This window comes from Dietzia natronolimnaea, from assembly GCF_002289575.1.
GTDB classification, from domain to species: Bacteria; Actinomycetota; Actinomycetes; order Mycobacteriales; family Mycobacteriaceae; genus Dietzia; species Dietzia natronolimnaea_A.
In genome coordinates, this window is sequence record NZ_NTGA01000012.1 from 155,376 (window position 1) to 178,820 (window position 23,445).

Here is a 23,445-nt window from a genome sequence, read left to right on the forward strand (position 1 = left end):
GCCCCTCCGTCGAGAAGACTGTTCCGCGCACATCGGCCGAGTGGATCTGTGCGGAACGCTCTTATCGATGAAAGCGCAGGGCCGCCGGGTGGGGGCGGGCGCGGGCGGGCGGGCGCGGGTGGGCGCGGCCGGGGCGGCGCGGCGGCTCAGGCGAGCGCGGCGCCCCGGGCCCGGTCGAGCTCCTGCTCCAGACCCGCCACCAGGGCCTCCTCCGGCTGCTCGCCACACATCCCCAACCAGTTGGCGAGCATGCGGTGGCCTCCGTCGCTCATCACCGACTCGGGGTGGAACTGCACCCCGTGCACCTGCATCTCGCGGTGCCGCATCGCCATGACCAGACCGGACGCGGTCCATGCGGTGGGCACGAGGTCCTCCGGGATGGTCTCCGGCAGCACCGTCAGCGAGTGGTAGCGGGTCGCCGTGAAGGGACTGGGGATCCCGGCGAGGACGCCGGAGTCGTCGTGGGTGACGCGGCTCGTCTTGCCGTGCATGAGTTCGGCGGCCCGGTCGACCGTGGCCCCGAACGCCTCCCCGATCGCCTGGTGTCCCAGGCACACGCCCAGCACCGGGACTCCGGCGCGCCCGCAGACCCCGATGAGCGGGATCGTGGCCCCCGCCCGGTCCGGCGTACCCGGGCCGGGGCTGAGCAGGACGCCGTCGAACTCCGCGACCACGCTCGCCAGCGACGCCGGGTCGTAGCCACCGTCGGGTCCGGCGAGCCTCTCGTCGTCGTTCCTCCACACCTCGCACGTGGCTCCCAACTGGCCCAGGTACTGGACCAGGTTGTAGACGAAGCTGTCGTAGTTGTCGACGACGAGGATGCGCATAGATGCAGCGTACTGCCGTCGGTGGGATGAACGTCCGGGGTGGGGCTTGGTAGACTGCCCTGGATCAGCCCCACCAGTGCAGCCCCACCAGCGCGAGGACGTCATGCCCAAGTCAAAGGTCCGGTCGAAGACCGAGTACACAGACGCGGCCGTCAGCCGCACCCCCGTCAAGGTCAAGGGGACGCCCACGTCGCAGTGGTACATCATCGTGATGTTCGGTCTCATGATCCTGGGGCTCGCGTGGTTGGTGACCTACTACATCGCCGGTGAGCGGATCCCGTTCATGCAGTCCCTCGAGACGTGGCAGAACTTCGCCATCGGGTTCGGTCTGGCTGTCGTCGGGCTCCTCATGACGATGAACTGGCGCTGACACCCGTTCTCACGGAGCCCCGTTCCGGGTAATCCACAGTCTTATACACAGGTCACCCCCCGCATCACGCGGGGGGTGACCTGCATTTTCTTATCGAATTGACATCAACGCAGGTCAACGTGGTGCATACGGCGAAGTGACCGCTGTTACCGCTGACCCGACCCGCCCACACAGGCTGTGGACAACTCCCTCCACACTGGGGAAAAACCGCCGACGACGACGACGAAGACGACTCCGCAGGTCGGGGTGCCGGGCTCTCGAACGCGGATCGAACTCCACCCGTGTGATTCATCCACACTGTGGATGCCGCCTGTGGATGAGGGAGGATGGGGGGATGAGTGAGCCAGCGGCGTCTCCCGGCGGGCACGGTTCGGGTTCGGGGGGTCCGGATTCGGCGAGTGCGGATTCGTGGGATGCGGATTCGTGGGGTCCGGGGGTGCTGTGGCCGAGCGCGCAGATCGCCCTCGGTGTCGGTGCCGTGGCGGTGGGGTCGGCGAACGGGGACCCGCTCGGGCTCATCCTCACCGGACTCCTGGCGCTGTTCGTGATCCCCGCGGGGGTGATGCAGCTGATACGGCGTCCCCGCATCGAGGTGGTGGACGGGCAGCTCGCGATCAGGAAGCTCAGGGGCGTGGTGTTCGTCCCGCCCGCCCGGGTCGTCGAGGCGCGGGCACTGGGGGTCGCGCGATGGGGCGTGCGGCAGCACCTCATGCGGCTGGAGTACGTGGACGACCGGGGTCGGGAGGTACTCGAGGTGTTCACGCGAGGCGACCTGGGGACCGATCCGCGTGAGGTGACCGACCGGTTGGTGGAACTGGGGTTCGGGGGCTCTACCCTCTGAGGACGAACCCCGGCGACATGGTGTCGGCCGCGTACCAGGCGGCCGCCGCGACGATCGCCACCAGCACCAGGTAGCCGAGCCACGACACGGCCTCCCGTCCGCCACGGCCCACCCGCCTCGGTAACCGACGGGGCAACGCCACCAGGACCAGCGCGCCGAGCGCACCCACCAGCAGACCGCCCAGATGCGCTGCCAGCGAGACGCCCGGGACCAGGAAACTCACGCCGATGTTCAGGATCAGCAGTATCCCGATCCCCTTGACGTCCACGCGCATCGACATCGCGACGATGGCATAGGCACCCATGAGCCCGAAGATCGCGCCGGACGCCCCGGCCGTGAGCGCGTTCTGGCCGTAGAACATCACGGCGGCGGACCCGCCGAGGGCCGAGACCAGGTAGAGCGCGAGAAACCGCGCGTGGCCGATGCTGCGCTCGACACCCAGACCGAGGATCCACAGCATGTACATGTTGAGCAGCAGATGCATGGGGCCGAAGTGCTGGAACGCCGATGTCATCAGACGCCACCACTCGTCCCGGGCGGCGACCACCGGCGGATACAGCGCCGTGGCCTGGAACAGCGCGGCGGAATGGTTGGCGAGCAGACTCCGCGACTGGGCGACCGTCGCGGCGTAGACCGCGAGGTTGGCGGTGATGAGCCACGCGGTCACCGGCTGGAGGCGGAAGAAGCGGGAGACTGCGCCGCCGCTGTGGGTCTGAGTGGTCATGGCGTGGTGGGGTGTCACCGTTTCTGCATCGTCATGGAGACAGCGACGGCGCGGGACCGGGGTACCGGTGCCCGCGCCGCTGGCCGGGTCGTGTCGCCACGACCCCGGGGATCAACTGTCAGGAGATCTCGATGGACTCGATCACGATGTCCTCGACCGGACGATCCATGGCCCCGGTCTTGGTGGTGGCGATGGCGTCGATGACCTTCTGCGAGTCGGCGTCGGCGACCTTCCCGAAGATGGTGTGCCGGTTGTTCAGGTGCGGCGTGGGGCCCACGGTGACGAAGAACTGCGAACCGTTGGTCCCCGGGCCCGCGTTGGCCATGGCCAGCAGGTAGGGCTCACTGAACTGGAGCTCCGGGTGGAACTCGTCCTTGAACTGGTAACCCGGACCGCCACGACCGGTGCCCGTGGGGTCGCCGCCCTGGATCATGAACCCGGAGATGACGCGGTGGAAGATCGAACCGTCATAGAACGGGCCGCTCTTCTCGCCCTTGGCGTTGGCCTGCGAGTAGTCCTTCGAACCGTCGGCCAGGCCGACGAAGTTCGCGACCGTCTCCGGGGCGTGGTTGCCGAACAGCTCGACGACGATGTCGCCCTTGGTGGTGTGGATGGTTGCCTTCTGCGTTGCGATGCTCACGGCGACCATCCTGCCACGCGGTACCGGTGGATGTCGGTGAGGTGGTGGTCGGGGTCCGGGCCCTGTGCCACCATCTACCCATGAGCACACGAAGTGATCGAGCCGCTGAACGTAAGGCCATCAAGTCCGCCGAGAAGGACCTGGAGAAGGCCGGCACCGCCGCCCGGAAGGCATTCGACCTCAAGGATCCCCGCTTCCTGGGTGAAGCGGCGGTGGCCGCCACCCGCGGGCCCGCGGGTCTGGCCCTGTTCGGCGCCAGCCGCGGCATCCAGGTGCTGCGCGAACGGCGCGCGGAGCAGGCGGAGATCCTGGGCAACCTCGCCGCGGACGCCAAGGAACACGCCGAGTCCCTCCGGGAGCAGACCTCCGTTCTCACCGCCCCCCAGGACACGCCGAAGAAGCGGCGGCGCCTCGCGCCCCTGTGGATCGTCGGACTCGCCGGCGGCGCCGCGGTCGCGGGTGCTGCCGCGTACTTCCTGCGTGGCCAGGAGTACTCCGGGGCCGCGCCCACGACGACCCCCAGGACCACGGCCTCCACCGAACCGGCGGGCACCGCCGGTGAATCCGAGGCCGGCGAGGACCTCACCATCGAGTCCCCCGACCCCGAGGGTCCCGCAGATCAGCCCGACGGCACGGCGCCCGCGGCCGGAAGCGCCGCGCCCGGCCCGGCCGCCGGCTCCGCGCCGCAGCCGTCGGACGACGACCCGGCCGCTGGTTCCCCGGCCGACAAGCCCTGACCTGCAGTTGATGGGTGAGCACGACCCTCCGTGGAGAGTCGTCGCCTCTCCGCTGGCCGGGCTGGGGCCGTTGGACGTCCACGCGCTGTACAAGCTGCGCGTGGACGTCTTCGTCGCCGAGCAGGACTGCCCGTACGCGGAGATCGACGAGGTCGATGCCGACCCCGGCACCACGCACCTGTTGGCCTGGGCTCCGGCCACCGAGTCCGGCCCGGAGGAGTTGGTGGCGACCCTGCGCGTGTTCGGGTCGGGGGTCCACGGTGGGGTCATGCACCTCGGCCGGGTGTGTACGGCGCCCGGGTGGCGAGGGCGGGGGATCGCCGGTGTCCTGATCCGTCACGGCCTCGGGCTCTGCGGCGCGATGCCCGTCGAGATAGGCGCCCAGTCCCACCTCGAGGGGTGGTACGAGCAGTTCGGGTTCCTCCGCTGCGGACCGGAGTATCTGGATGAGCGGATCCCACACCTCCCCATGCGGCGCGACCTCGTAAGATGAGGTGTGGCTCACCCCTCCCGACATCTCCCGAGGACACCACATGACGTCTGACGCTGCACCGCCGGTCACGGCCCCTCTGGTCAAGGCACTGCTCCCCGAGAGCGAGATGCCGACCCATTGGTACAACATCCAGGCCGACCTGCCCGAGCCGATGGCGCCGCACCTGCACCCCGGCACCAAGGAGCCGCTCGGCCCGGAAGACCTCGCCCCGCTCTTCCCCATGGCGCTCATCGAGCAGGAGGTCACCGCTGAGAGGTACGTCGAGATCCCGGAGGAGGTGCGGGAGATCTACCGCCTGTGGCGGCCCTCGCCCCTCATCCGTGCGCGCCGACTGGAGAAGGCGCTCGGTACGTCGGCGAGGATCTTCTACAAGTACGAGGGCACCAGCCCGGTCGGCTCGCACAAGCCCAATACGGCCGTGGCCCAGGCGTACTACAACGCCGCGGAGGGCATCACCAAGCTCACCACCGAGACGGGCGCCGGGCAGTGGGGTGCCTCGCTGGCATTCGCAGGCCAGGCCTTCGGCATCGAGGTGGAGGTCTGGCAGGTCAAGGCGTCGTTCGAGTCCAAGCCGTACCGCCGCATGCTCATGGAGACCTTCGGCGCGTCCGTTCACCCCAGCCCCTCCGACCTGACCGAGGCCGGACGGTCCTTCCTCGCCAAGGACCCCCGGACCCCCGGTTCGCTGGGCATGGCGGTGTCGGAGGCGGTCGAGGTGGCGGCGGGTGATCCCGAGGCCCGCTACTCCCTGGGTTCCGTCCTCAACCACGTGTGCCTGCACCAGACGATCATCGGCGAGGAGGCCCTCAAGCAGTTGGAGATGTTCGGCGAGACGGCCCCCGACTACGTGTTCGGGTGCGCCGGAGGCGGCTCCAACCTCGCCGGTCTGGCGTTCCCGTTCATCCGCGAGAACCTGGCCGGCGCGCGGACGAGGATCGTCGCGGTCGAGCCGTCCGCGTGCCCGTCCATGACCGAGGGCGAGTTCCGCTACGACCACGGGGACGTCGCGGGGCTGACCCCGCTCATGAAGATGTACACGTTGGGCCAGGACTTCGTTCCGGACCCGATCCACTCGGGCGGTCTGCGGTACCACGGGATGGCACCCCTGGTCAGCCACGTCAAGCACCTCGGGCTGCTCGACTCGATCGCGGTGGAGCAGAACGTCGCCTTCGCGGCCGGTGTGGAGTTCGCCAAGGCCGAGGGAATCGTGCCCGCGCCCGAGTCCACCCATGCCCTCGCCGGAGCGCTCGACGAGGCCCGCCGGCACACCGGGGAAGCGGGCACGGGCCCGTCCATCGTGATCGGACTGTCCGGTCACGGGTTCCTCGATCTCCCGGCCTACGAGTCGTACGTCCGCGGCGAGCTGGGCTGAGCCCGGAGCCGGCGGGGACCTCGCGCGGTCACGGCCTCGTCGCCGCACAGCCACCCACCAACTGAACCGACCCCCTCTCGACATCAGGAGTCACCCATGGTCAATCCCATCGATTTCACCGACCGCGTCGCGATCATCACCGGCGCCGGAGGCGGCCTCGGCCGCGCCTACGCCCTCGCCCTGGCCGAGCGCGGCGCCAAGGTCGTCGTCAACGACCTCGGCGGCGACGTCCACGGCGAGGGTGGCACGTCCTCACCCGCCCAGCGAGTCGTCGACGAGATCGTCGCCACCGGCGGCGAGGCCATGGTCGACGGCAACGACATCACCGACGAGGCCGCGGTCGACGCGCTGGTCTCCTCGGTCATCGACAAGTGGGGCCGCATCGACATCCTCATGAACAACGCGGGCATCCTGCGCGACAAGTCGTTCGCCAAGATGGACAACGACGACTTCCGCAAGGTCCTCGAGGTCCACCTCATGGGTTCGGTCAACTGCACCAAGGCCGTCTGGCCCCACATGGCCGAGGCCGGATACGGCCGCATCCTCATGACCACCTCGTCCTCGGGCATCTACGGCAACTTCGGCCAGAGCAACTACGCCGCCGCCAAGTCCGGCCTCGTCGGTCTCATGAACGTGCTCGCCATCGAGGGCGCCAAGAAGAACATCAAGGTCAACTCCATCGCGCCCACGGCCGCCACCCGCATGACCGAGGACCTCCTGCCGCAGCGGGTGCTGGACATCATGGGCCCGGAGACCATCGCGCCCGGCGCGCTGTTCATGGTCAGCGAGGACGCGCCCACCAAGACCATCCTCGGTGCCGGCGCCGGCGTGTTCGCCGTCTCCCAGATGGTCGAGAGCCGCGGGGTCTACCTCCCGGACAACGCCCGCACCCCGGAGGTCGTGGCCGAGAGGTGGAACGAGATCGCCGACCTCACCGACGCCCAGAGCCTGGAGAGCGCATTCGAACAGACCTCCAAGTACGCCGCGCTCGCGGCGCGCGAACTGGGGCTCCACCTGGAGAGCTGACCACGCCCTCCCCCGCGCCGCCGCGCGGGGGTCGTCACTCCTGGTCGGCGAACTGTGTCTCGTACAACTCGGTGTACCGCCCGCCCGCTGCCAGCAGTTCGGCGTGGGTGCCCGACTCCGCCACGCTGCCGTCCTCCAGCACGAGGATGAGGTCGGCGGCGCGGACGGTGGACAACCGGTGCGCGATCACCAGCGACGTCCGGTGGGACATGGCCTCGGTCAGGGCCTCCTGGACCGCGGACTCGTTGGTGGAGTCCAGCGCGCTGGTGGCCTCGTCGAGGACCACGACGGACGGCTCCGCGATGAGCAGTCTCGCGATGGTCAGCCGCTGGCGCTCGCCGCCGGACAGGCGGTACCCGCGGTCTCCGATGACGGTGTCCAGCCCGTCGGGCAGCGACCGGACCAGGTCCTCCAGCCGCGCCCGGCGCAGGGCGTCCCACACGAGTTCGTCGGTGACCTCCGGGCGGGCGAAGGTCAGGTTCGCGCGGATCGTGTCGTGGAAGAGATGACCGTCCTGGGTGACCATGCCCACCGTCCGGCGCAGTGACGACGAGGTGACCCCACGCACGTCGAGGCCCGCGACCCGCACCGCTCCCGAGTCCACGTCGTAGAGGCGCGGAAGCAGCGACGCGATGGTGGACTTGCCCGCGCCGGAGGACCCGACCAGGGCGATCGTCTGACCTGGTTCGGCACGGAAGCTGACCCCGTGCAGGACCTCCTGACCACCGCGGGTGTCGAGCACGGCGACCTCCTCGAGCGAGGCCAGGGACACCTTGTCGGCCGAGGGGTAGGAGAACCGGACGTCGTCGAACTCGATGGCGGCCGGTCCCTCCGGCACGTCGACCGCGTCGGGGGCGTCCTTGAGCAGCGGGTCCAGATCCAGGACCTCGAAGACCCGCTCGAAACTCACGACGGCGGTCACCACGTCCATCGGCGCGTTGGCCAGAGAGGTCAGGGGTCCGTAGAGGCGGGTCAGCAGGAGCGCGAGTGCCACGACGGACCCGGCGTCCATCCCGCCGGAGAGGGCGAACCAGCCACCGACGCCGTAGACCAGCGCCAGTGCCAGGGTGGAGACCAGTGTCAGCGAGTTCATGAACACGCTCATCAGCAGCGCGGTCCGGACCCCGATGTCCCGCACCCGGCCGGCGCGGGAGGCGAATTCCGCTGATTCGGCGGCGGGGCGGCCGAAGAGCTTGACCAGGGTCGCGCCACCCGCGTTGAAGCGTTCCGTCATCTGGTCGTTCATCGACGCGTTGAGGTCGGAGGCCTCGCGACGCAGCCTGGCCAGCCGCCTGCCCACGTAGCGCGCGGGGAACAGGAACACCGGCAGCAACAGCACTGACATGAGTGTGAGTTGCCAGTTGATCCCGGCCATCACGACGAGGGTCAGGATGAGCTGGACGAGGTTGGACACGACCCCGGAGAGGGTGTCCGAGAACGCACGCTGGGCGCCCATGACGTCGTTGTTGAGTCGACTGACCAGCGCACCCGTCCGGGTTCGCATGAAGAAGGCGACGGGCATGGTCTGGACGTGGTCGAATACCGCACGGCGCAGGTCGAGGATCAGGCCCTCGCCGATGCGGGCCGACCAGAATCGGGTCACCACGGCGTTGACCGCCTCGACGACGCCGATCACCGCGATGGCGGCGGCGAGGAGGAACACCACTCGTACGGCGGTGCCGTCCACGATCGCCGTGACGACGCGGCCGGCGAGCAGCGGGGTCACCACCGCGAGGGAGGCGCCGAACACGGACAGGATCAGGAACAGGACGATCCGCCTGGTGTGCGGTCTCGCGAACTGTCCGATCCGCCGGAAGTTCTCGCGGGTGAACACGCTGCGGTCGAGGGTGATGTTGTTGTTCTCGGCCCGCATCAGGGTGCGCATGGCGGCCTGCTGCATCGTCACGTCCGCCACTCCTCCTGCGTCGGAGAGGGGTTTCCGACGACCTGACGGTACAACCGGGCGTGTGGTGCCCTTATTCCGCGGTGGCTGAGCTGACCGGGCCACCGGGCCGACGACGCGGAGGGGCCACGGAAGGGTCACGTTTGGACAAAGCGGGAGATCGTGTCTAGACAAGCCACTGGATTTTGTCTAATCTCGACTTCATGCAGTGGCGTATGCCACATCCCGAGTGAACTTCGGAGGTCGTGACGATGTCCAGCACCGAATACATCCGCCCCCGCGGCGGAGCCCAGAATCCCGACCGGGACCACCTGACGTCTCCCGCGGGGCGGGCCGACTCCCCCGTGGGCGACGCCGCCGAGGGAGCCACCGAGGGCGCCGTCGAGCCCTACGCCTGGACCGACGCCAAGCGGTACCTGTGGCTTCTCGGGTTGATCCCGGCGATGGGCCTGTTCCTGTCGATGCCGTTCGTCGCCGGGTTCAACTCCCTGGGTCTGGGCTGGGCCGCCTCCGCCGCGTGGTTCCTGCTCCCCGTCCTGGTGTACATCGTGATCCCCCTCGGTGACCTGGCGATCGGCGCCGACGGCGAGAACCCGCCGGACGAGGTGATGGACAAGCTCGAGGCCGACCCGTTCTACCGGTGGTGCACCTACCTGTACATCCCCTTCCAGTACGCGTCGCTCATCGTCGCCTGCTACCTCTGGACCGCCCAGGACCTGTCGTGGCTCGGGTACGACGGGGGTCTCGGTATCGCGGCGTCGATCGGCGTGGCCTGGACCGTGGCCATCACCGGAGGGATCGGGATCAACACCGCCCACGAGCTGGGGCACAAGATCGCCGGGAGCGAGAAGTGGCTGTCCAAGGTCGCCCTGGCCACCACGGGGTACGGGCACTTCTTCATCGAGCACAACCGCGGTCACCACGCCCGTGTCGCCACCCCCGAGGACCCGGCCAGCTCGCGCTTCGGTGAGTCGTTCTGGGCGTTCCTCCCGCGCAGCGTCGTCGGTTCCGCACGATCGGCCTGGCACCTCGAGGTCGAGCGCCTCGGTCGTCTGGGCAAGGGGCCGTGGACCATCCGCAACGACAACCTCAACGCCTGGCTCATGACGGTCGTCCTGTTCGGCGGACTCATCGCGGTGTTCGGCTGGGAGGTCGCGCCGTGGCTCCTCGTGCAGGCGGTCTTCGGCTTCTCGCTACTGGAGGTCGTCAACTACCTCGAGCACTACGGTCTGAAGCGACAGAAGACCTCGGCCGGCCGCTACCAGCGCTGCCGCCCGGAGCACTCGTGGAACTCCGATCATCTGGTGACGAACATCTTCCTCTACCACCTGCAGCGTCATTCCGATCACCACGCCAACCCGATGCGCCGCTACCAGGTGCTGCGCAGCTTCGACCAGGCCCCACAGCTTCCGTCCGGCTACGCGACCATGATGGTTCTGGCCTACGTGCCGCCGCTGTGGCGCAAGGTCATGGACAAGCGGGTCCTGGCCCACTACGAGGGCGACATCACGCGGGCCAACATCCAGCCGTCCAAGCGCGAGAAGATCCTCGCCCGCTACGGCGTCGACGCGACCGGTGACGGCACCACCGCGGTGGCGGAGAAGGTCGTCGTCGACACCGACATCGCCGCCGACCAGTCCTCACCGACCGGCGAGTACGTGTGCCCGAACTGCGGGCACCACTACTCCGAGGCGGCCGGTGAGCCCCGCGAGGGCTTCCCTCCCGGTACCCCGTGGTCGGCGATCCCCTCCACCTGGCGGTGCTCGGACTGCGGCGTCCGCGACAAGGTCGACTTCCTGCCCGTGAAGTAGCCCACCACTCCGCGCGGACATCAGATCAGGAACAATGGACCTCATGCCGCGCCGCCCGTCGACACGTGACCAACGCTCCTCCGGGGACTCCCAGGGGGGGCGTTGGTCGCCCCGCCTCACCGTCTTCGACGCCATGCACCAGCTACTGGAGTCCCGCGACTGGTCGGCCGTGACCATGTCGGACGTGGCCCAGGCCGCGGGACTGAGTCGGCAGACGCTCTACAGCACCTTCGGCAACCGTCAGGGGCTGGCGCAGGCGTACGCGCTCCAGCTGTCGGAGAAGTTCGCCGGCGAGATCCGGGACTCGATCATCAGGCACCCAGGGCAGATCGAGCTCGCCCTGAGCGAGGGGATCAACGGGTTCCTGCGGTCCAGTAGCCGCGATCCGCTGATCCGGGCGCTCGTGACCGGGGACATCAAGCCGGACCTGCTGCGTCTGATCACCACCGAGGCCGGGCCGCTCATCGAGCGTGCCACGGAAGTTCTCATGCCGGCCTTGTCGGAGAGCTGGATGCGGATCGAGGCCAGCCAGGCCCGGTTGGCCGCGTCGATCATCGCCCGGATCGGCATCAGTTTCATCTCGCTCCCGCCCGAGGACCCGGACCAGTTGGCCTCGGGCCTGACCGAGGTGATCGCCCCCTACCTACAGAAGGTCGTGCAGGTCGACGTCCAGCAGTGACGGTGCGGCCCAGGATGCGACGGACCGGTCAGGCTCCGTCCCCCACCGTCGACCGCTGATCCGGTCGACCCGGGACCGCGACACTGGCCTCGAGGAAGAGACCACGGGCCTCCACGCACAACCGCTCCCCCGCGTGGATGGTCGCCTTGGTCCAGGTCTTGCGCCCGTCCACCTCGTCCACCCACGAGCGGAACGTCAGGGGCTTCAGGAGCGGGGTTGGTGAGCGGTAGTCGATCTCGTAGTGGGCGGTCATTCCGTACCGGCCTCCCCAGTGGTTAGCGAAACCCATCATGTGGTCGATGATGAGCGCGCTGATCCCGCCGTGAACGCATCCCGGGGGGCCCTGATAGGCCAGTCCGAGCGTGACCTCGGCCGTCACCGAACCGTCATCACACGCGGAGAACCGCACCGGTGGGGCGATCGGGTTCTCCGGCCCGCCGACGGGATTCGCCCTGCGGGAACCGGCGCCCGTCCACATCGTCTCCAGCCGGCGGACGGGCTCCGGGACGCGCGACTCGAGGAGGTCCGCGACCTCGGCCAACCGGTCGGCGACGTCGTCCAACCGGACTTCCGAGTGGGCCAGTCCGGAGACCGCCTCGCGCAGTCTGCGCAGCTCCGCCACCGTGCGATCCAGATCGGGATCCGGTGTGGGGAGGTCGGGGACGGGGATGGGATCGAAGGTCTCCCCCAGCCGCGCCCGCATGCTGCTGAGCTGGAAATCGTCCACACCCTCGATCCTCGGGAGGGGACCGCGACCGACTTCAGGGCTGTTGTTGTTCTGGGCCATACTCTGAAGACTATGTCGACACCCGTCAGAAAGAGACAGTTCGACCCTTCCACGTACGGACCCTGGGCTCTGGTCGTGGGCGGCAGCGAGGGGGTGGGGGCCGAGATCGCCCTCCTCCTGGCCGAGGCCGGGGTCTGCACCGTGCTGGTCGCCCGTCGGACCGGACCCCTGGAGGAGACCGCCGGCGAGGTCCGCGCCAGGGGCGTGGAGTGCCGTGTGCTCTCGGTCGACCTCACCGAACCGGGTGCCGCCGACGGGATCGCCGCCGCCTGCGACGGCCTCGACGTGGGGCTGGTGGTTCTCAACGCCGGGGCCAACACCTACGGGTCGGAGTTCGCCGAGTCGGACATGGACCGCGTCCAACAGGTGATCGACCTCAACATCACCGCGCCGCTGCAGATCATCCGTCACTTCGCCCCCACGCTCCGGGACCGCGGCCGGGGCGGCATCGTGGTCATGGGGTCGATGGCCGGCTACCTCGGGCACGCCGACATGAGCATCTACTCGGCCGCCAAGGCGTTCAGCCGGGTCTTCGTGGAGGGCCTCTGGCTGGAGATGCGCGACCACGGTGTGGACGTTGTCGAGGTGATCCTCGGCGTGACCCGCACCCCGGCCATGATCCGCGCCGGTCTGGACATGGATCTGCCGGGCATGACCGTGAGCGAGCCCGCCGAGGTCGCCGAGGAGGTGCTCGAGTCGATCGGGCGGGGACCCGTCCACGTCTGCGGAGGGGAGGGCAATCGCGCGGGTGTCGAGTTCAGCTCCGGGGTGGATCGCGGCCGGATCGTGGCCGGGGCGCACAGGCGCATGAAGGCCCTGCGCGGGAAGAGCTGACCCCCCGCCCGCCGGCTCAGCCCTCGACCGGCCGGTCCCGCTGCGCGTCCGAGATACCCCTGGGTTCGATGAACAACGCCTCGGCACGCGCGCACAGCGTCTCGCCGGTGTGCAGGGTGGCGCTGGCCCAGATCTTGCGGCCCTCCACCCGGTCCTGGCGCGCCTCGAACCTCAGCGGGGCGTACAGCGGTGTCGGCGAGGTGTAGATCACCCGGAGGTCGGCGGTCATCCCCACGCTCTTGGCGGCGGCGTTGGCCAGGCCCAGCATCTCGTCGAAGATCAGCGCGACGATCCCGCCGTGCACGCAGCCGGGAGGGCCCTGGTACTCGATGCCCAGTCGCAGATCCGCCCGCACGGTGGCGTCGGGGAACACCACCGGCTCCAACGGCGGGGAGACCGGGTTGCGGCTGCCGATGGCGGGGTTCGAGGCCAGATGCTCGGGAACCCCCCAGGTCGCATAGTCCGACGGCCGCACCATGGTGCCGACGGCCTCGAGGTGGTCGGCGAGCTCCCGCACCGTCGTGACGGCGTCGTGGACGTCGTCGAAGCGCGACCCCGCCACCAGTCCCCGCACCCGGCGAAGCTCGCGGGCCAGGTCGGTGGCGCCGGTGGCGTCGTCATCCCAGGGCAGGAAGGGGACACCCGTCTCGTCGCCCGGAGCGGTGCCGGTGGTTCCGGGGAGGGGATCGGTGGCGGAGGCATCGGAGGTCACGAAAACCGAATCTACTCCGCGTTCACCCGCGCGCCGGGCTCACCCTTCCGCTCACCCTTCCGCCAGCCGACGCATGTTCTCCAGGAGCAGCCCGCCGGGATCGACGAACATGCCCTCGGCGGTCGCGCACACGCGGTCCCCCGCGTGGATGGCGCCCTGGGCCCAGATCTTGCGACCCTCCACCCTCACCTGGCGACCGGTCACCACGATCGGCTCGAGGACAGGGGTGGGGCTGCGGTAGTCCACGTCGAGGTAGACGGTCATCCCGGTGACCCCGGTGTGAAAGTTCGCCCTGCCCAGGACCACGTCGAACAGCAGCGAGACCACTCCGCCGTGCACGCACCCGGGCGGTCCCTGGTACTCCAGACCCAGTGTCGCCTCGCCGCGGAGGGTGCCGTCCTCCAGGATGTCGAAGTCCACCGGCGGGGCGAGGACGTTCGAGCGGCCCACCACCGGGCAGTTGGTGACGTAGTCACCCGACGACCACGTGACCGCCTGCCTGCGCTCCGTACTCGCCGAGGCGGCCTCCAGCCGGTCGGCCACCTCGCGCACCCGGTCGGTCAGCGGGGCGAGGTCGGTGTCGAACAACCCCCCGGTGGTCAGCGCGCGGATCCGACGCACCTGCTCCACCAGGGCGTAGAGGCCGGCCTCGTCGTCGTCGACCTCGTCGATCCGCGCCCCGCCACCTGGGGACGGGTCCAGAGGACCCGTGTCCACCACGGGTCGCGCCCGCCGCGGGACAACCGGCTGCTCCACGCCCCCGCCCGGCGGTCGATCGGCCACTATGCGGTTCCCTGCGCCGCCCCGCGCCCGGCGCGGCGACCGAAGAAGGACCCGTCGCCCAGGGAGGTGCCGGAGATGTACCCCTCGCCGTGCAGGCCGTGGGTGCACCGGCCGGCGGCGAACAGACCGGGGATCGCCTCACCCGCCCGGTCCAGGACCCTGGACTGCAGATCCGTGTGGAGCCCGCCCAGGGTGAATCCCTGCGCCTTGAGGGGGAGTCCGTTGAAGGAATCCGGCCCACCGGCCCCGGTGGGATAGGCGCCGAACGGCGGCTCGAGCGGGCGGACCCAGCGCGCGCTCTTCCCGAACTGGGGATCCTCGCCGTTCCGGGCGCCGGCGTTGTATCTGCGCAGGGTGTCGGCCAGTGCCTCCGCGGGCAGCCCGCAGTCCGCGGCGAGCTCCTCGATGGACTCGGCGGCGTGCATGGGCTGCATCCCCCACAGCTCGCTCTCCGGGACGTCCTCGATGCCCTTCTCGTCGATGATCACCCAGACCGGCGGCCGACGGTGGTGCACGGCGGCGTGGCAGTACAGGCCCGGATAGACCTCCTCGTTGATGAAGCGCTGGCCGTCGCCGTCGACGAGCATCGCCCCCACCGCCAGGCGGGGGATGATGAGCATCGCCGTCTCGGTCTGGTGCATGCGGCGCACGGCAGCGCCCACGTCCATCCCCATCTCGATCCCGGACCCGTCATCGCGGCCGTCGGACACCTTGTCCTTGCCGACCTGCTGCGGCGCCCACTGTTCGAGCATGCGGTCGTTGTCCACGAACCCCCCGGTCGCCAGGACCACCCCGCCGGCCGCGCGGTACTCGCGGTCCTCCCCGAACTCGGTCGCCCGGACGCCCACCACCCGACCGTCGTCCGTGATCAACGACCGAGCCCTCACATCGCAGTGCAGTGTCACCCCGGCCTTCTGCGCGGTGGCCACCAGGGCGTCCATCAGGACGTTCCCGGCGAAGTTCGGGGCGGGCGGGCGGTGACCACGGGCCGCGGGGCGCGCGATCGAGGCGTAGGGCTCGGCACGCTCACCCATCCACATCAGGCCCGAGTCGTCACCCGGCATCCAGGTGGGGGTGTCCCACAGTTTGTGGTTGAAGACCGCACCGTGGGCGACCAGCCAGTCGTGGTGCTCGACCGCACCCGCGCAGTAGTCGGCGATCTTGGCCTCGTCCGCGTTCGGACCGAGTGCCGCGGTGAGGAAGGCGCGCATGTCCTCCTCGGAATCCTCGACGCCGAGCGCCCGCTGCGTGGCGGTGCCCCCGCCCAGATAGACCTCGCCGCCCGACTGGGAGGACGATCCCCCCGGGCCGGAGGCGCCCTCCAGCACGATGACCGACGACCCCGTCTCCGCGGCCTCGATCGCAGCACACGCGCCCGCGATGCCCATCCCCACCACCACCACGTCCGCCGAGTGCACGGTCGGACGGGTGTCTGAACTCTTGTCCGTCATGCGCCACACTCTACGTGTAACGTGTTTCAGTTCGTGCATTACTGTCGGGTTCATGACTCCGGCTCCCGACACCGATCGTCTGGACGCGCTCGAGGCGAGGCTCGAGTCGACCGAGCTCGCTCTCGCCTCGATCCGGGACCAGTTGCTCCGGGCCACGGATGAACTCGCGATCCTCAGACTCGTCGCCGCCTACTGCCCCCGGGTCGACTCCGGGGACGCCGAGGGAGTCGCCGAGCTCTGGGCCGCCGACGGGGTCTACGACGTGGACACCGGCGTCCTTGAGGGCCACGCGGACCTCGCGGGGATGGTGCGCGGTGACGCCCACCAGGGACTCATCGCCCACGGGTGTGGTCACGTGCCCGGCCTACCGGTGGTCCTCCTCGTCGGCGACCGGGCGGTGGCGACCGGGTACACCCAGTTGGTGGTCCGGTCCTCCCGGCCGGGGCGCTACACGGTGACGCGGGTGACGGCGAACAGGTGGGAACTCGAACGTCTCGGTCCGGTGGACGCGCCGGACCGTGGCTGGAGGGTGGTGATGCGGACCGCCCGGGCGGTCACCGACGACGGAGAGGGCAGACGCCTGCTCGGCAGGTCCCGCGAGGGGTAGCGTGGGGCCCATGACCCGCCGACGACCCGCGGTCCCCGACCCCACCCTCCGCGCGGGACGGCTCGCCCTGCTCACCACGTGCGCGGCCCATCTGGGTTTCCAGTCGATGGTCACCTCGGTCGTCTACCCGACGCTCTTCGAGGGACCGACGCTGGGGATCGGCGAACGCCAGGCCGACCACGCCCGCCGGATCGCCCCGGTGGCCCTGACCCTCTACGCCTCGGGGTTGGGTGCCGCCGCCTGGGCCGCCTACGGATCAGTCCGCTCGCCCGGCCGCGACGGGCTGACCGCCACCGTCGTCGCATGCCTCACCACCGTCGCCGTGCCGGCCCTCACCGCCGGGGTCGTCCCGCTCCACATGGGGATCGCCCAGGAGCAGGTCACCCGGCACCGCATCCAGACCTTGCTGGCCTCGGACCGGATCCGCACCGGACTGGCCGCGATCGGGGTGGTCGCGGCCGCGCAGTCACTCAGCTGACGGTCCGACCCGGTGGTCTGATCCGCATCACCGCGAGCAGTGCGCCGACCGCGATCACCGAGACCACCACGGACATCACATGGAACGCCGTGGTGAGACCGACGACCTCGGACAGGAGTGCCGCGACGACGGCGGGCACCCCCAGCGACAGGTAGGCGATGACGAACAGGGCGGAGAAGACCTCTCCCCGTGAACTGCCGGGAGCGTTCTGCGCGACGAGCGACGTGCCCATGAGGAACAGCAGTCCCATGCCCACCCCGGTGACGGCCGAGCCCACCACGAGAGCCGGCACCGACGCCGCCTCGAGTGCCAGTGAGGCCGACGCCAACCCCACGACGAGCATCGCGCCGCCGATGACCACTCCACTGCGCCACCGTTCCTGACCCGCACGAAGGTTCCACACCAACTGGGCCAGTGCGGCGGCGCCCTGCAGGCAGGCGACCACCAGACCGGTCACCAGGTAGTCCGAGCGACCGACGAGGTCCTTGGCGATCGCCCCGCCGAGCCCGAGGAAGACCCCGCCCACCGACCACGAGGCGATCACGCACAGGGCGGCGAGGGCGAACGCGGACCTGGCCCCCGCGGGCACCGCGACGCGTTGGAGTCGCACGGCGTCCCGGAGGGTCTGGGGCCCGGCTCCCGAGGTCTCCGGCACCAGGAAGACCACCCCGGCGAGCAGGGCGGCCAGTGCGGCGCCCATCACCACGTACGGGTGGACGAGAGGCGACGACGACGACGTGGCCACCACGCCCGACAGGAGCACACCGGCCGCGATCCCGAAGTTGGTCGTGGAGCTACTGGTGAGCGCACCGACGCGGGCGTTCCTGGCCGGATGCAGTTCGATGATCGCCGCCGCAGCCGATCCGGTGACCAGTCCGACGCCCAGGCCCTGCACCACCCGCGCGGCGATCAGCCAGGCCACCGAGGGTGCCGCGGCGAGCCCGGCCATACTCAGCACCAGCAGCACCAGTCCGGTGATCACCACCGGCCGCCGACCGATCGCGTCGGACAGGCGCCCCAACAACAGTAGTGGGACCAGGACCGCCACCGCATAGACCGCGTAGACGACCGTGATCATCGTGCCGCTGGTCCCCCACGCCTGCTGGTAGTCGACGTACAGGGGCGACGGTGTCGCGCTCGACATCAGAGCCGCGGTCACGACGAGCGCCATCAGGACGAAGGGTGTCCACGAGCGGGGTGTGCTGTCCACGGGCGGTCCTGGGGTCGGGTCCACCACGACCGGTGTCCACACCGGTGGCCACCGAGCGTGGAGGGGAGAGGCGGGAGGGGAGTGAGTGGAGCCTAGGGGATTCGAACCCCTGACATCTGCCTTGCAAAGGCAGCGCTCTACCAACTGAGCTAAGGCCCCGATCCGCAAAGCGTGAACGCCGGACCGCGGCGGGCGATCCGGCGTCTGCCGTGCGGGGGTGGGCCTAGGAGGACTTGAACCTCCGACCTCCAAATTATCAGTTTGGCGCTCTAACCACCTGAGCTATAGGCCCTCGTACCGAAGCGTTAATCTACCCGACGCCCTCGCCCCCGCCCAAATCGGCGGGCTCGGTGCAGCGGCAGGAGCTCACGCCGGACGGCGTCTCAGTTCCGACGGTCCCCCAGTGTCACCTGGACCCCGCCGCCGGTCAGCCCGGCGGCGAGGTTGTAGATGAACACGGCGAGGGTGGCGAGGATCGACAGCAGCAGGACGTTGAGCAGCCCCACGCCTCCGCTGTAGAGGAAGATCGTCGACGGCCCGATGGCGGCAGCCGATTCGTCGCCCGCGACCCCGGAGAGCAGTCCACCGAGCCGGTCCCACACGCCCATGCCGGAGAGCAGCAGGTAGGTGACCCCGATCGCCACCATCCACACCAGGTACAGCGCGAACATCAGCCCGAGCACGGTGGTGAACGCCGACCACGGGTCGATGCGCCGCAACACGAGCACCGATTCCATCGGTCCGCGTCGTTCCGTCGGCGGCACCATGGGGGCGGCGCGGCCGGCCGCGCCGCCCGAGTGGGCGGTCGACACGCCACCGGGCAGCCCCTCCGCGCGGTGGTGGGTCGCGGCGGGGAACGACGCGGTCGCGCCCGCATCGTCGGGGGTGTTCTGGCCGGCGGGCGCCTCCGGCCCGGTCGGGTATCCGGCCGACCCGCCGAATCCCGGAGCAGGGGTGGAACCCTTGGGTGCCGGGCCGCTCGCGGGCCCGTCGCTCGGCTCGGTCATAGCCCTCTACTCCTTCTCGGACGCGGCGTCGCGCCGGTCGTCGTCGTCGGGCTCGTCGGCGTTGCGGGCGATCGCCAGCAGCGCATCGTTCTCGGCCAGGTTCATCAGACGCACGCCCTTGGTCTGACGGCCCGCCTTGCGGACCTGCTTGGCGAACGTGCGGATCACGCCACCACTGGAGGTGATGGCGTAGAGCTCGTCCTGCAGCTCCACGATCGTCGCACCCACGAGCTTGCCGCGCTTGGGATCGAACATGAGCGTGAGCACGCCCTTGCCGCCCCGGCCCTGGGCCGCGTACTCGGCGAGCGCGGTGCGCTTGGAGTACCCGCGCTCGGTGGCCACCAGGAGGAAGAGCTGGTTCTCGTCCATCTCCGAGCGGACGACCGACATGCTCAGCAGCGCGTCGCCGTCGTTGAACCGCATCCCCATGACGCCGGACGTGGCCCGCCCCATGGGACGGAGCGTGTCGTCGTTGGCGTGGAAGCGGATCGACTGCCCCTTCTCGGAGACCAGCAGGAGGTCGTCCTCGGGTCCGGCGAGCGCTGCGCCCACGAGTTCGTCACCGTCCCGGAGGTTGACGGCGATGAGACCGCCCGACCGCGGGGAGTCGTAGTCCTCGAGGCGGGACTTCTTGACCAGTCCGTTGCGGGTGGCCAGCACGAGGTACGGAGCGTCCTGGTAGCCCTTGATCCGGATGACCCCGGCGATCCGCTCCTCCGGCTGGAACGCCAGGAGATTGGCCACGTGCTGTCCCCGGGCGGTGCGGCTGGCCTCCGGGAGCTCGTAGGCCTTGACCCGGTAGACCCGGCCCTTGGTGGTGAAGAACAGCAGCCAGTCGTGGGTGGAGGAGACGAAGAAGTGCCGGACGATGTCGTCCTGCTTGAGCTCCGCGCCGCGCACACCCTTGCCGCCGCGCTTCTGGGCACGGTAGAGGTCCGTGCGGGTCCGCTTGGCGTAGCCGGTCTCGGTGATGGTGACGACGACGTCCTCGCGGGCGATCAGGTCCTCGTCGGTGACGTCGCCGTCGGCCGGGATGATCACCGTGCGCCGGTCGTCGCCGTACTTCTCGACGATCTCACGCAGCTCGTCGCCGACGATCGCGCGCTGACGCTCGGGCCGGGCCAGGATGTCCTTGTAGTCGGCGATCTCCAACTCGATGGCGGCGAGCTGGTCGACGATCTTCTGCCTCTCCAGAGCCGCGAGACGACGCAGCTGCATGTCGAGGATGGCCTGGGCCTGGTCGTCGTCGATGTCGAGGAGGTCCTTGAGGCCCTCCCGCGCGATGTCGACGGTCTGCGACCGACGGATCAGCGCGATGACCTCGTCGAGCGCGTCGAGTGCCTTGACCAGTCCACGCAGGATGTGGGCGCGTCGCTCGGCCTCGTCCAACAGGTACTGGGTGCGCCGGACGATGACCTCGATCTGGTGCGCGACGTACAGGCGCACCAGCTGGTGGATCGGGAGCGTCCGCGGCACGCCGTCGACGATCGACAGCATGTTGGCGCCGAACGAGGTCTGCAGCTGCGAGTGCTTGTAGAGGTTGTTCAGCACGACCTTGGCGACGGCGTCACGCTTGAGCGTGATGACGATCCGCAGACCCACACGGTCGGACGACTCGTCGTCGATCTTGGAGATGCCGGCGATCTTGCCGTCGCGCAGCTGCTCGGCGATCGACAGGATCATGTTGTCCGGGTTGACCTCGTAGGGCAGCTCGGTGATCACGATGACGGTGCGGTTGCCGTCCTCCTCGATGGAGGTCTTGCCGCGCATCCGGATCGACCCACGCCCGGTGGTGTAGGCGTCCTTGATGCCCTGGTCGCCGACGATGAACCCGTGGGTCGGGAAGTCCGGTCCCTTGATGAATCCCATGCAGGCGTCGAGCGCCTCCTCGTCCCCGGCGTCCGGGTTCTCCAGAACCCAGTAGACGGCCTCGGCGACCTCACGGAGGTTGTGCGGCGGGATCTTGGTGGCCATCCCCACCGCGATGCCACTGGACCCGTTGATCAGCAGGTTCGGGACCCTGGACGGCAGGACCGCCGGCTCCGTGGTCTTGCCGTCGTAGTTGGGCTGGAAGTCGACCGTGTTCTTGTCGATGTCCCGCACCATCTCCATGGCGAGCGGGGTCATCTTGCACTCGGTGTAGCGCATCGCGGCCGCGCCGTCGTTGCCGCGCGAACCGAAGTTGCCCTGGCCGTCGACCATCGGGTAGCGCATCGCCCAGGGCTGGGCGAGCCGGACCAGGGTGTCGTAGATCGCCGAGTCACCGTGGGGGTGGTAGTTGCCCATGGTGTCGGCGACGGGCTTCGCGGACTTGACGTAGCTGCGGTCGGGCCGGTAGCCGTTGTCCCACATCGCGTAGAGAATGCGACGGTGGACGGGTTTGAGGCCGTCCCGGACGTCCGGGAGAGCCCGTCCGACGATGACGCTCATCGAGTAGTCGATGTAGCTTCTCTGCATCTCCGCCTGGATGTCGACCGGCTCGATGCGGTCGTGTCCCCCGGCGTCGGGCGGCAACGTCGTGTCCGTCATGGGCTCCTCTTCGGTTCCTCGTCGCGCTGGCTTCTCTCGCAGACGATGTCGCGGGCACACGCGTGCTCAGACGGCGGCCGTAGGACCCGCCCAGTCTATAGGTCCTGCGGAAACGGGCTCGAGGGCACGCCTCGGCCACCCGATTATCTCCTCGTCGTCGTACCCACGGCCTGGGTCGTCCTGGTTGTCCGTGTGGTCCCGGTGACCGTGTCGTCTCGACGGATTTCCGTTCCCGGACGATGTGCCGCACGTAACATTTCCATCATGTCGCCACTCCGCAGTGAACCCGGCCTCCGTACTCGTTGTCTCGTGGCGCTGGCAGGAGCCGCGGTCTTCGCGCTCGTCAGCGGCGTTCCCGCGACCGCCGGCGCACAACCGTCGACGGCGGTGAGCGCGAACCGGGACAGCGTCCAGTTCGACCAGCCGGGCGGCTTCTACGACACCCGGGGCCTCCCCATCGGCGCTCCGGGGGAGGTCCTGCGAGCCGAGTACTCCGAACTCCCCCTGGCCGTGACCCTCCCAGGGCTCCCCCACGTGCCCTCGCCGCTACCCGCTCGCGCCCAACGAATCGTGTACCAGTCCGCAGACGTCGACGGACGACCGGTCGCCACCTCGGGTGCACTGTACGACTCGACCGCACCGTGGAACGGTCCCGGCCCACGGCCCACCATCGTGATCGGGCCCGGCACGCAGGGTCAGGGCGATGCGTGTGCTCCGTCCCGGCATCTCGAGACCGCGCTCGGCGTGAACCCGCAGACCGGGGGCGCGGTGCCCTCGTATGAGCAGGCGTTCGCGCTGGTCCTGGCCGCCCAGGGCTTCCGGGTGATGGTGATCGACTACATCGGCCTCGGTACGCCAGGCGTCCACACCTATTCCGACCGGGTGGAACAGGCCCACGCCATGCTGGACGGCGCCCGGGCCGCACGTGCTCTGAGCGGGGACGCCCCGGTGGTGTTCTGGGGTCACTCCCAGGGTGGAGGTGCCTCGGCGGCCGCTACCGAACTCGCCCCCGTGTACGCCCCGGATGTCGACCTGCGGGCCGCCTACGCCTCCGCTCCCCCGGCGGATCTGCTGGCTGTGCTCGACCATATCGACGGATCCACGCTCACCGGCGCGATCGGGTACGCCATCAACGGGATGTCCCAGCGCTTTCCCGCCGTCCGGGACGTGGTCGACCGCCAGGTGAACGACGCCGGGCGAGCCGCGCTCGCAGACATCGCGGGCCTGTGCACCCTCGACCTGCGCTCCGCGTACGGCATGCGCACCACTCACGAATGGACCCACTCGGGCCGCAGCCTCGGAGAGCTGATCCGTTCCGAACCCGAGGCACTGCGGGTCCTCGATCATCAGCGGATCGGCCGCCTCCGACCGGACGTCCCGGTGATGGTGGCCGGGGGGGTCCACGACGACATCATCCCGCTCGGTCAGGTCGAGCAGCTCGGCCGGGACTGGTGCGAACAGGGGGCGGCCGTGCACTTCCGCTATGAGCCGACCCCGCCCGTCGCCGGCGTCACGCACGCGGCGGCGGCCGCGACCAACTTCCCGGCAGCCTTGGACTTCGTCACCCGCCGGCTGGCCGGTGAGCCCGCCCCGAACGACTGCGGGACCCTGTAACACACGGGTC

General features: G+C 69.6%; 23 protein-coding genes and 2 tRNA genes. 12 read left to right on the top strand and 13 right to left on the bottom strand.

The window, feature by feature from the left end; genetic code table 11:
• Positions 1 to 146 precede the first annotated feature (146 nt).
• Positions 147 to 827: an aminodeoxychorismate/anthranilate synthase component II gene (locus CEY15_RS06540; protein WP_095717776.1), complete on the bottom strand. Its 681-nt coding sequence runs from the start codon at positions 825 to 827 to the stop codon at positions 147 to 149.
• A gap of 103 nt (positions 828 to 930) precedes the next feature.
• Between CEY15_RS06540 and crgA the strand changes: the two genes are divergently transcribed.
• Both crgA and CEY15_RS06550 read left to right on the top strand, forming a co-directional pair.
• Positions 931 to 1,197, top strand: a complete 267-nt coding sequence (gene crgA, locus CEY15_RS06545) for a cell division protein CrgA (RefSeq protein ID WP_031264343.1) — start codon at positions 931 to 933, stop codon at positions 1,195 to 1,197.
• A gap of 334 nt (positions 1,198 to 1,531) precedes the next feature.
• Positions 1,532 to 2,038: a PH domain-containing protein gene (locus CEY15_RS06550; RefSeq protein ID WP_245847327.1), complete on the top strand. Its 507-nt coding sequence runs from the start codon at positions 1,532 to 1,534 to the stop codon at positions 2,036 to 2,038.
• Here the strand turns inward: CEY15_RS06550 and CEY15_RS06555 are convergent.
• Together CEY15_RS06555 and CEY15_RS06560 are read right to left on the bottom strand one after the other, a co-directional pair.
• Complete coding sequence (locus tag CEY15_RS06555) at positions 2,028 to 2,762, bottom strand: rhomboid family intramembrane serine protease (RefSeq protein ID WP_095717778.1); 735 nt, start codon at positions 2,760 to 2,762, stop codon at positions 2,028 to 2,030. The genes CEY15_RS06550 and CEY15_RS06555 overlap by 11 nt on opposite strands.
• A gap of 118 nt (positions 2,763 to 2,880) precedes the next feature.
• Positions 2,881 to 3,411, bottom strand: a complete 531-nt coding sequence (locus CEY15_RS06560; RefSeq protein ID WP_017835116.1) for a peptidylprolyl isomerase — start codon at positions 3,409 to 3,411, stop codon at positions 2,881 to 2,883.
• Positions 3,412 to 3,482: 71 nt separating this feature from the next.
• On the opposite strand from CEY15_RS06560, the gene CEY15_RS06565 reads away from it, so the two are divergent.
• The 4 genes from CEY15_RS06565 (at position 3,483) to CEY15_RS06580 (ending at position 7,030) form a co-directional block, all read left to right on the top strand.
• The gene (locus CEY15_RS06565; protein WP_095717806.1) at positions 3,483 to 4,139 is read left to right on the top strand and encodes a hypothetical protein; all 657 of its coding nucleotides are present in this window, start codon (positions 3,483 to 3,485) and stop codon (positions 4,137 to 4,139) included.
• A 10-nt stretch (positions 4,140 to 4,149) separates the two neighbouring features.
• The gene (locus tag CEY15_RS06570) at positions 4,150 to 4,632 is read left to right on the top strand and encodes a GNAT family N-acetyltransferase (protein ID WP_017835118.1); all 483 of its coding nucleotides are present in this window, start codon (positions 4,150 to 4,152) and stop codon (positions 4,630 to 4,632) included.
• A 40-nt stretch (positions 4,633 to 4,672) separates the two neighbouring features.
• On the top strand, positions 4,673 to 6,004 hold the full coding sequence (locus CEY15_RS06575) for a TrpB-like pyridoxal phosphate-dependent enzyme (RefSeq protein ID WP_095717779.1): 1,332 nt from the start codon (positions 4,673 to 4,675) through the stop codon (positions 6,002 to 6,004).
• A 96-nt stretch (positions 6,005 to 6,100) separates the two neighbouring features.
• Positions 6,101 to 7,030, top strand: a complete 930-nt coding sequence (locus tag CEY15_RS06580) for an SDR family oxidoreductase (RefSeq protein WP_017835120.1) — start codon at positions 6,101 to 6,103, stop codon at positions 7,028 to 7,030.
• A gap of 34 nt (positions 7,031 to 7,064) precedes the next feature.
• On the opposite strand, the gene CEY15_RS06585 is transcribed toward CEY15_RS06580, so the two are convergent.
• Positions 7,065 to 8,930, bottom strand: a complete 1,866-nt coding sequence (locus CEY15_RS06585) for an ABC transporter ATP-binding protein (RefSeq protein ID WP_095717807.1) — start codon at positions 8,928 to 8,930, stop codon at positions 7,065 to 7,067.
• Positions 8,931 to 9,184: 254 nt separating this feature from the next.
• Between CEY15_RS06585 and CEY15_RS06590 the strand changes: the two genes are divergently transcribed.
• On the top strand, positions 9,185 to 10,744 hold the full coding sequence (locus CEY15_RS06590) for a fatty acid desaturase (RefSeq protein ID WP_245847328.1): 1,560 nt from the start codon (positions 9,185 to 9,187) through the stop codon (positions 10,742 to 10,744).
• 43 nt (positions 10,745 to 10,787) lie between these two features.
• On the top strand, positions 10,788 to 11,423 hold the full coding sequence (locus CEY15_RS06595) for a TetR/AcrR family transcriptional regulator (protein ID WP_238556188.1): 636 nt from the start codon (positions 10,788 to 10,790) through the stop codon (positions 11,421 to 11,423).
• A gap of 28 nt (positions 11,424 to 11,451) precedes the next feature.
• On the opposite strand, the gene CEY15_RS06600 is transcribed toward CEY15_RS06595, so the two are convergent.
• Entirely contained in the window at positions 11,452 to 12,210 is a 759-nt protein-coding gene (locus CEY15_RS06600; RefSeq protein WP_095717780.1) for a PaaI family thioesterase, read from the bottom strand.
• A 12-nt stretch (positions 12,211 to 12,222) separates the two neighbouring features.
• On the opposite strand from CEY15_RS06600, the gene CEY15_RS06605 reads away from it, so the two are divergent.
• Positions 12,223 to 13,044, top strand: a complete 822-nt coding sequence (locus CEY15_RS06605) for an SDR family NAD(P)-dependent oxidoreductase (protein ID WP_095717781.1) — start codon at positions 12,223 to 12,225, stop codon at positions 13,042 to 13,044.
• Positions 13,045 to 13,060: 16 nt separating this feature from the next.
• Here CEY15_RS06605 and CEY15_RS06610 read toward each other — a convergent pair whose 3' ends face one another.
• Genes CEY15_RS06610 through CEY15_RS06620 form a run of 3 tightly spaced genes read right to left on the bottom strand, consistent with a single transcriptional unit; the run spans position 13,061 to position 15,990 of the window.
• Entirely contained in the window at positions 13,061 to 13,756 is a 696-nt protein-coding gene (locus CEY15_RS06610) for a PaaI family thioesterase (RefSeq protein WP_017835126.1), read from the bottom strand.
• 51 nt (positions 13,757 to 13,807) lie between these two features.
• Positions 13,808 to 14,539 (bottom strand): PaaI family thioesterase, encoded by a 732-nt coding sequence (locus CEY15_RS06615; protein WP_245847329.1) that lies wholly within the window; start codon positions 14,537 to 14,539, stop codon positions 13,808 to 13,810.
• Entirely contained in the window at positions 14,539 to 15,990 is a 1,452-nt protein-coding gene (locus CEY15_RS06620; protein ID WP_095717783.1) for an FAD-dependent oxidoreductase, read from the bottom strand. The genes CEY15_RS06615 and CEY15_RS06620 overlap by 1 nt, the downstream gene beginning before the upstream one ends.
• A 52-nt stretch (positions 15,991 to 16,042) precedes the next feature.
• Here CEY15_RS06620 and CEY15_RS06625 point away from each other — a divergent pair, with 52 nt between their 5' ends.
• Together CEY15_RS06625 and CEY15_RS06630 are read left to right on the top strand one after the other, a co-directional pair.
• Positions 16,043 to 16,597: a nuclear transport factor 2 family protein gene (locus CEY15_RS06625; RefSeq protein ID WP_095717784.1), complete on the top strand. Its 555-nt coding sequence runs from the start codon at positions 16,043 to 16,045 to the stop codon at positions 16,595 to 16,597.
• Between the two features lie 10 nt (positions 16,598 to 16,607).
• Positions 16,608 to 17,075: a hypothetical protein gene (locus tag CEY15_RS06630; RefSeq protein ID WP_095717785.1), complete on the top strand. Its 468-nt coding sequence runs from the start codon at positions 16,608 to 16,610 to the stop codon at positions 17,073 to 17,075.
• Here the strand turns inward: CEY15_RS06630 and CEY15_RS06635 are convergent.
• The 5 genes from CEY15_RS06635 to gyrA all read right to left on the bottom strand — a co-directional run bounded on the left by CEY15_RS06635 (position 17,068) and on the right by gyrA (position 21,821).
• On the bottom strand, positions 17,068 to 18,285 hold the full coding sequence (locus tag CEY15_RS06635) for an MFS transporter (protein WP_095717786.1): 1,218 nt from the start codon (positions 18,283 to 18,285) through the stop codon (positions 17,068 to 17,070). The two genes, CEY15_RS06630 and CEY15_RS06635, sit on opposite strands and share 8 nt — an antisense overlap.
• A gap of 86 nt (positions 18,286 to 18,371) precedes the next feature.
• A tRNA-Ala gene (locus CEY15_RS06640) sits at positions 18,372 to 18,444 on the bottom strand.
• 59 nt (positions 18,445 to 18,503) lie between these two features.
• Positions 18,504 to 18,577: transfer RNA gene (locus CEY15_RS06645), tRNA-Ile, on the bottom strand.
• Positions 18,578 to 18,668: 91 nt separating this feature from the next.
• Positions 18,669 to 19,292, bottom strand: coding sequence for a DUF3566 domain-containing protein (locus CEY15_RS06650; RefSeq protein ID WP_095717787.1), 624 nt, complete (start codon positions 19,290 to 19,292; stop codon positions 18,669 to 18,671).
• A gap of 6 nt (positions 19,293 to 19,298) precedes the next feature.
• Complete coding sequence (gyrA, locus tag CEY15_RS06655) at positions 19,299 to 21,821, bottom strand: DNA gyrase subunit A (protein ID WP_017835133.1); 2,523 nt, start codon at positions 21,819 to 21,821, stop codon at positions 19,299 to 19,301.
• Between the two features lie 264 nt (positions 21,822 to 22,085).
• Between gyrA and CEY15_RS06660 the strand changes: the two genes are divergently transcribed.
• The gene (locus CEY15_RS06660; RefSeq protein WP_245847331.1) at positions 22,086 to 23,435 is read left to right on the top strand and encodes an alpha/beta fold hydrolase; all 1,350 of its coding nucleotides are present in this window, start codon (positions 22,086 to 22,088) and stop codon (positions 23,433 to 23,435) included.
• The last annotated feature ends 10 nt before the right edge of the window (positions 23,436 to 23,445 follow it).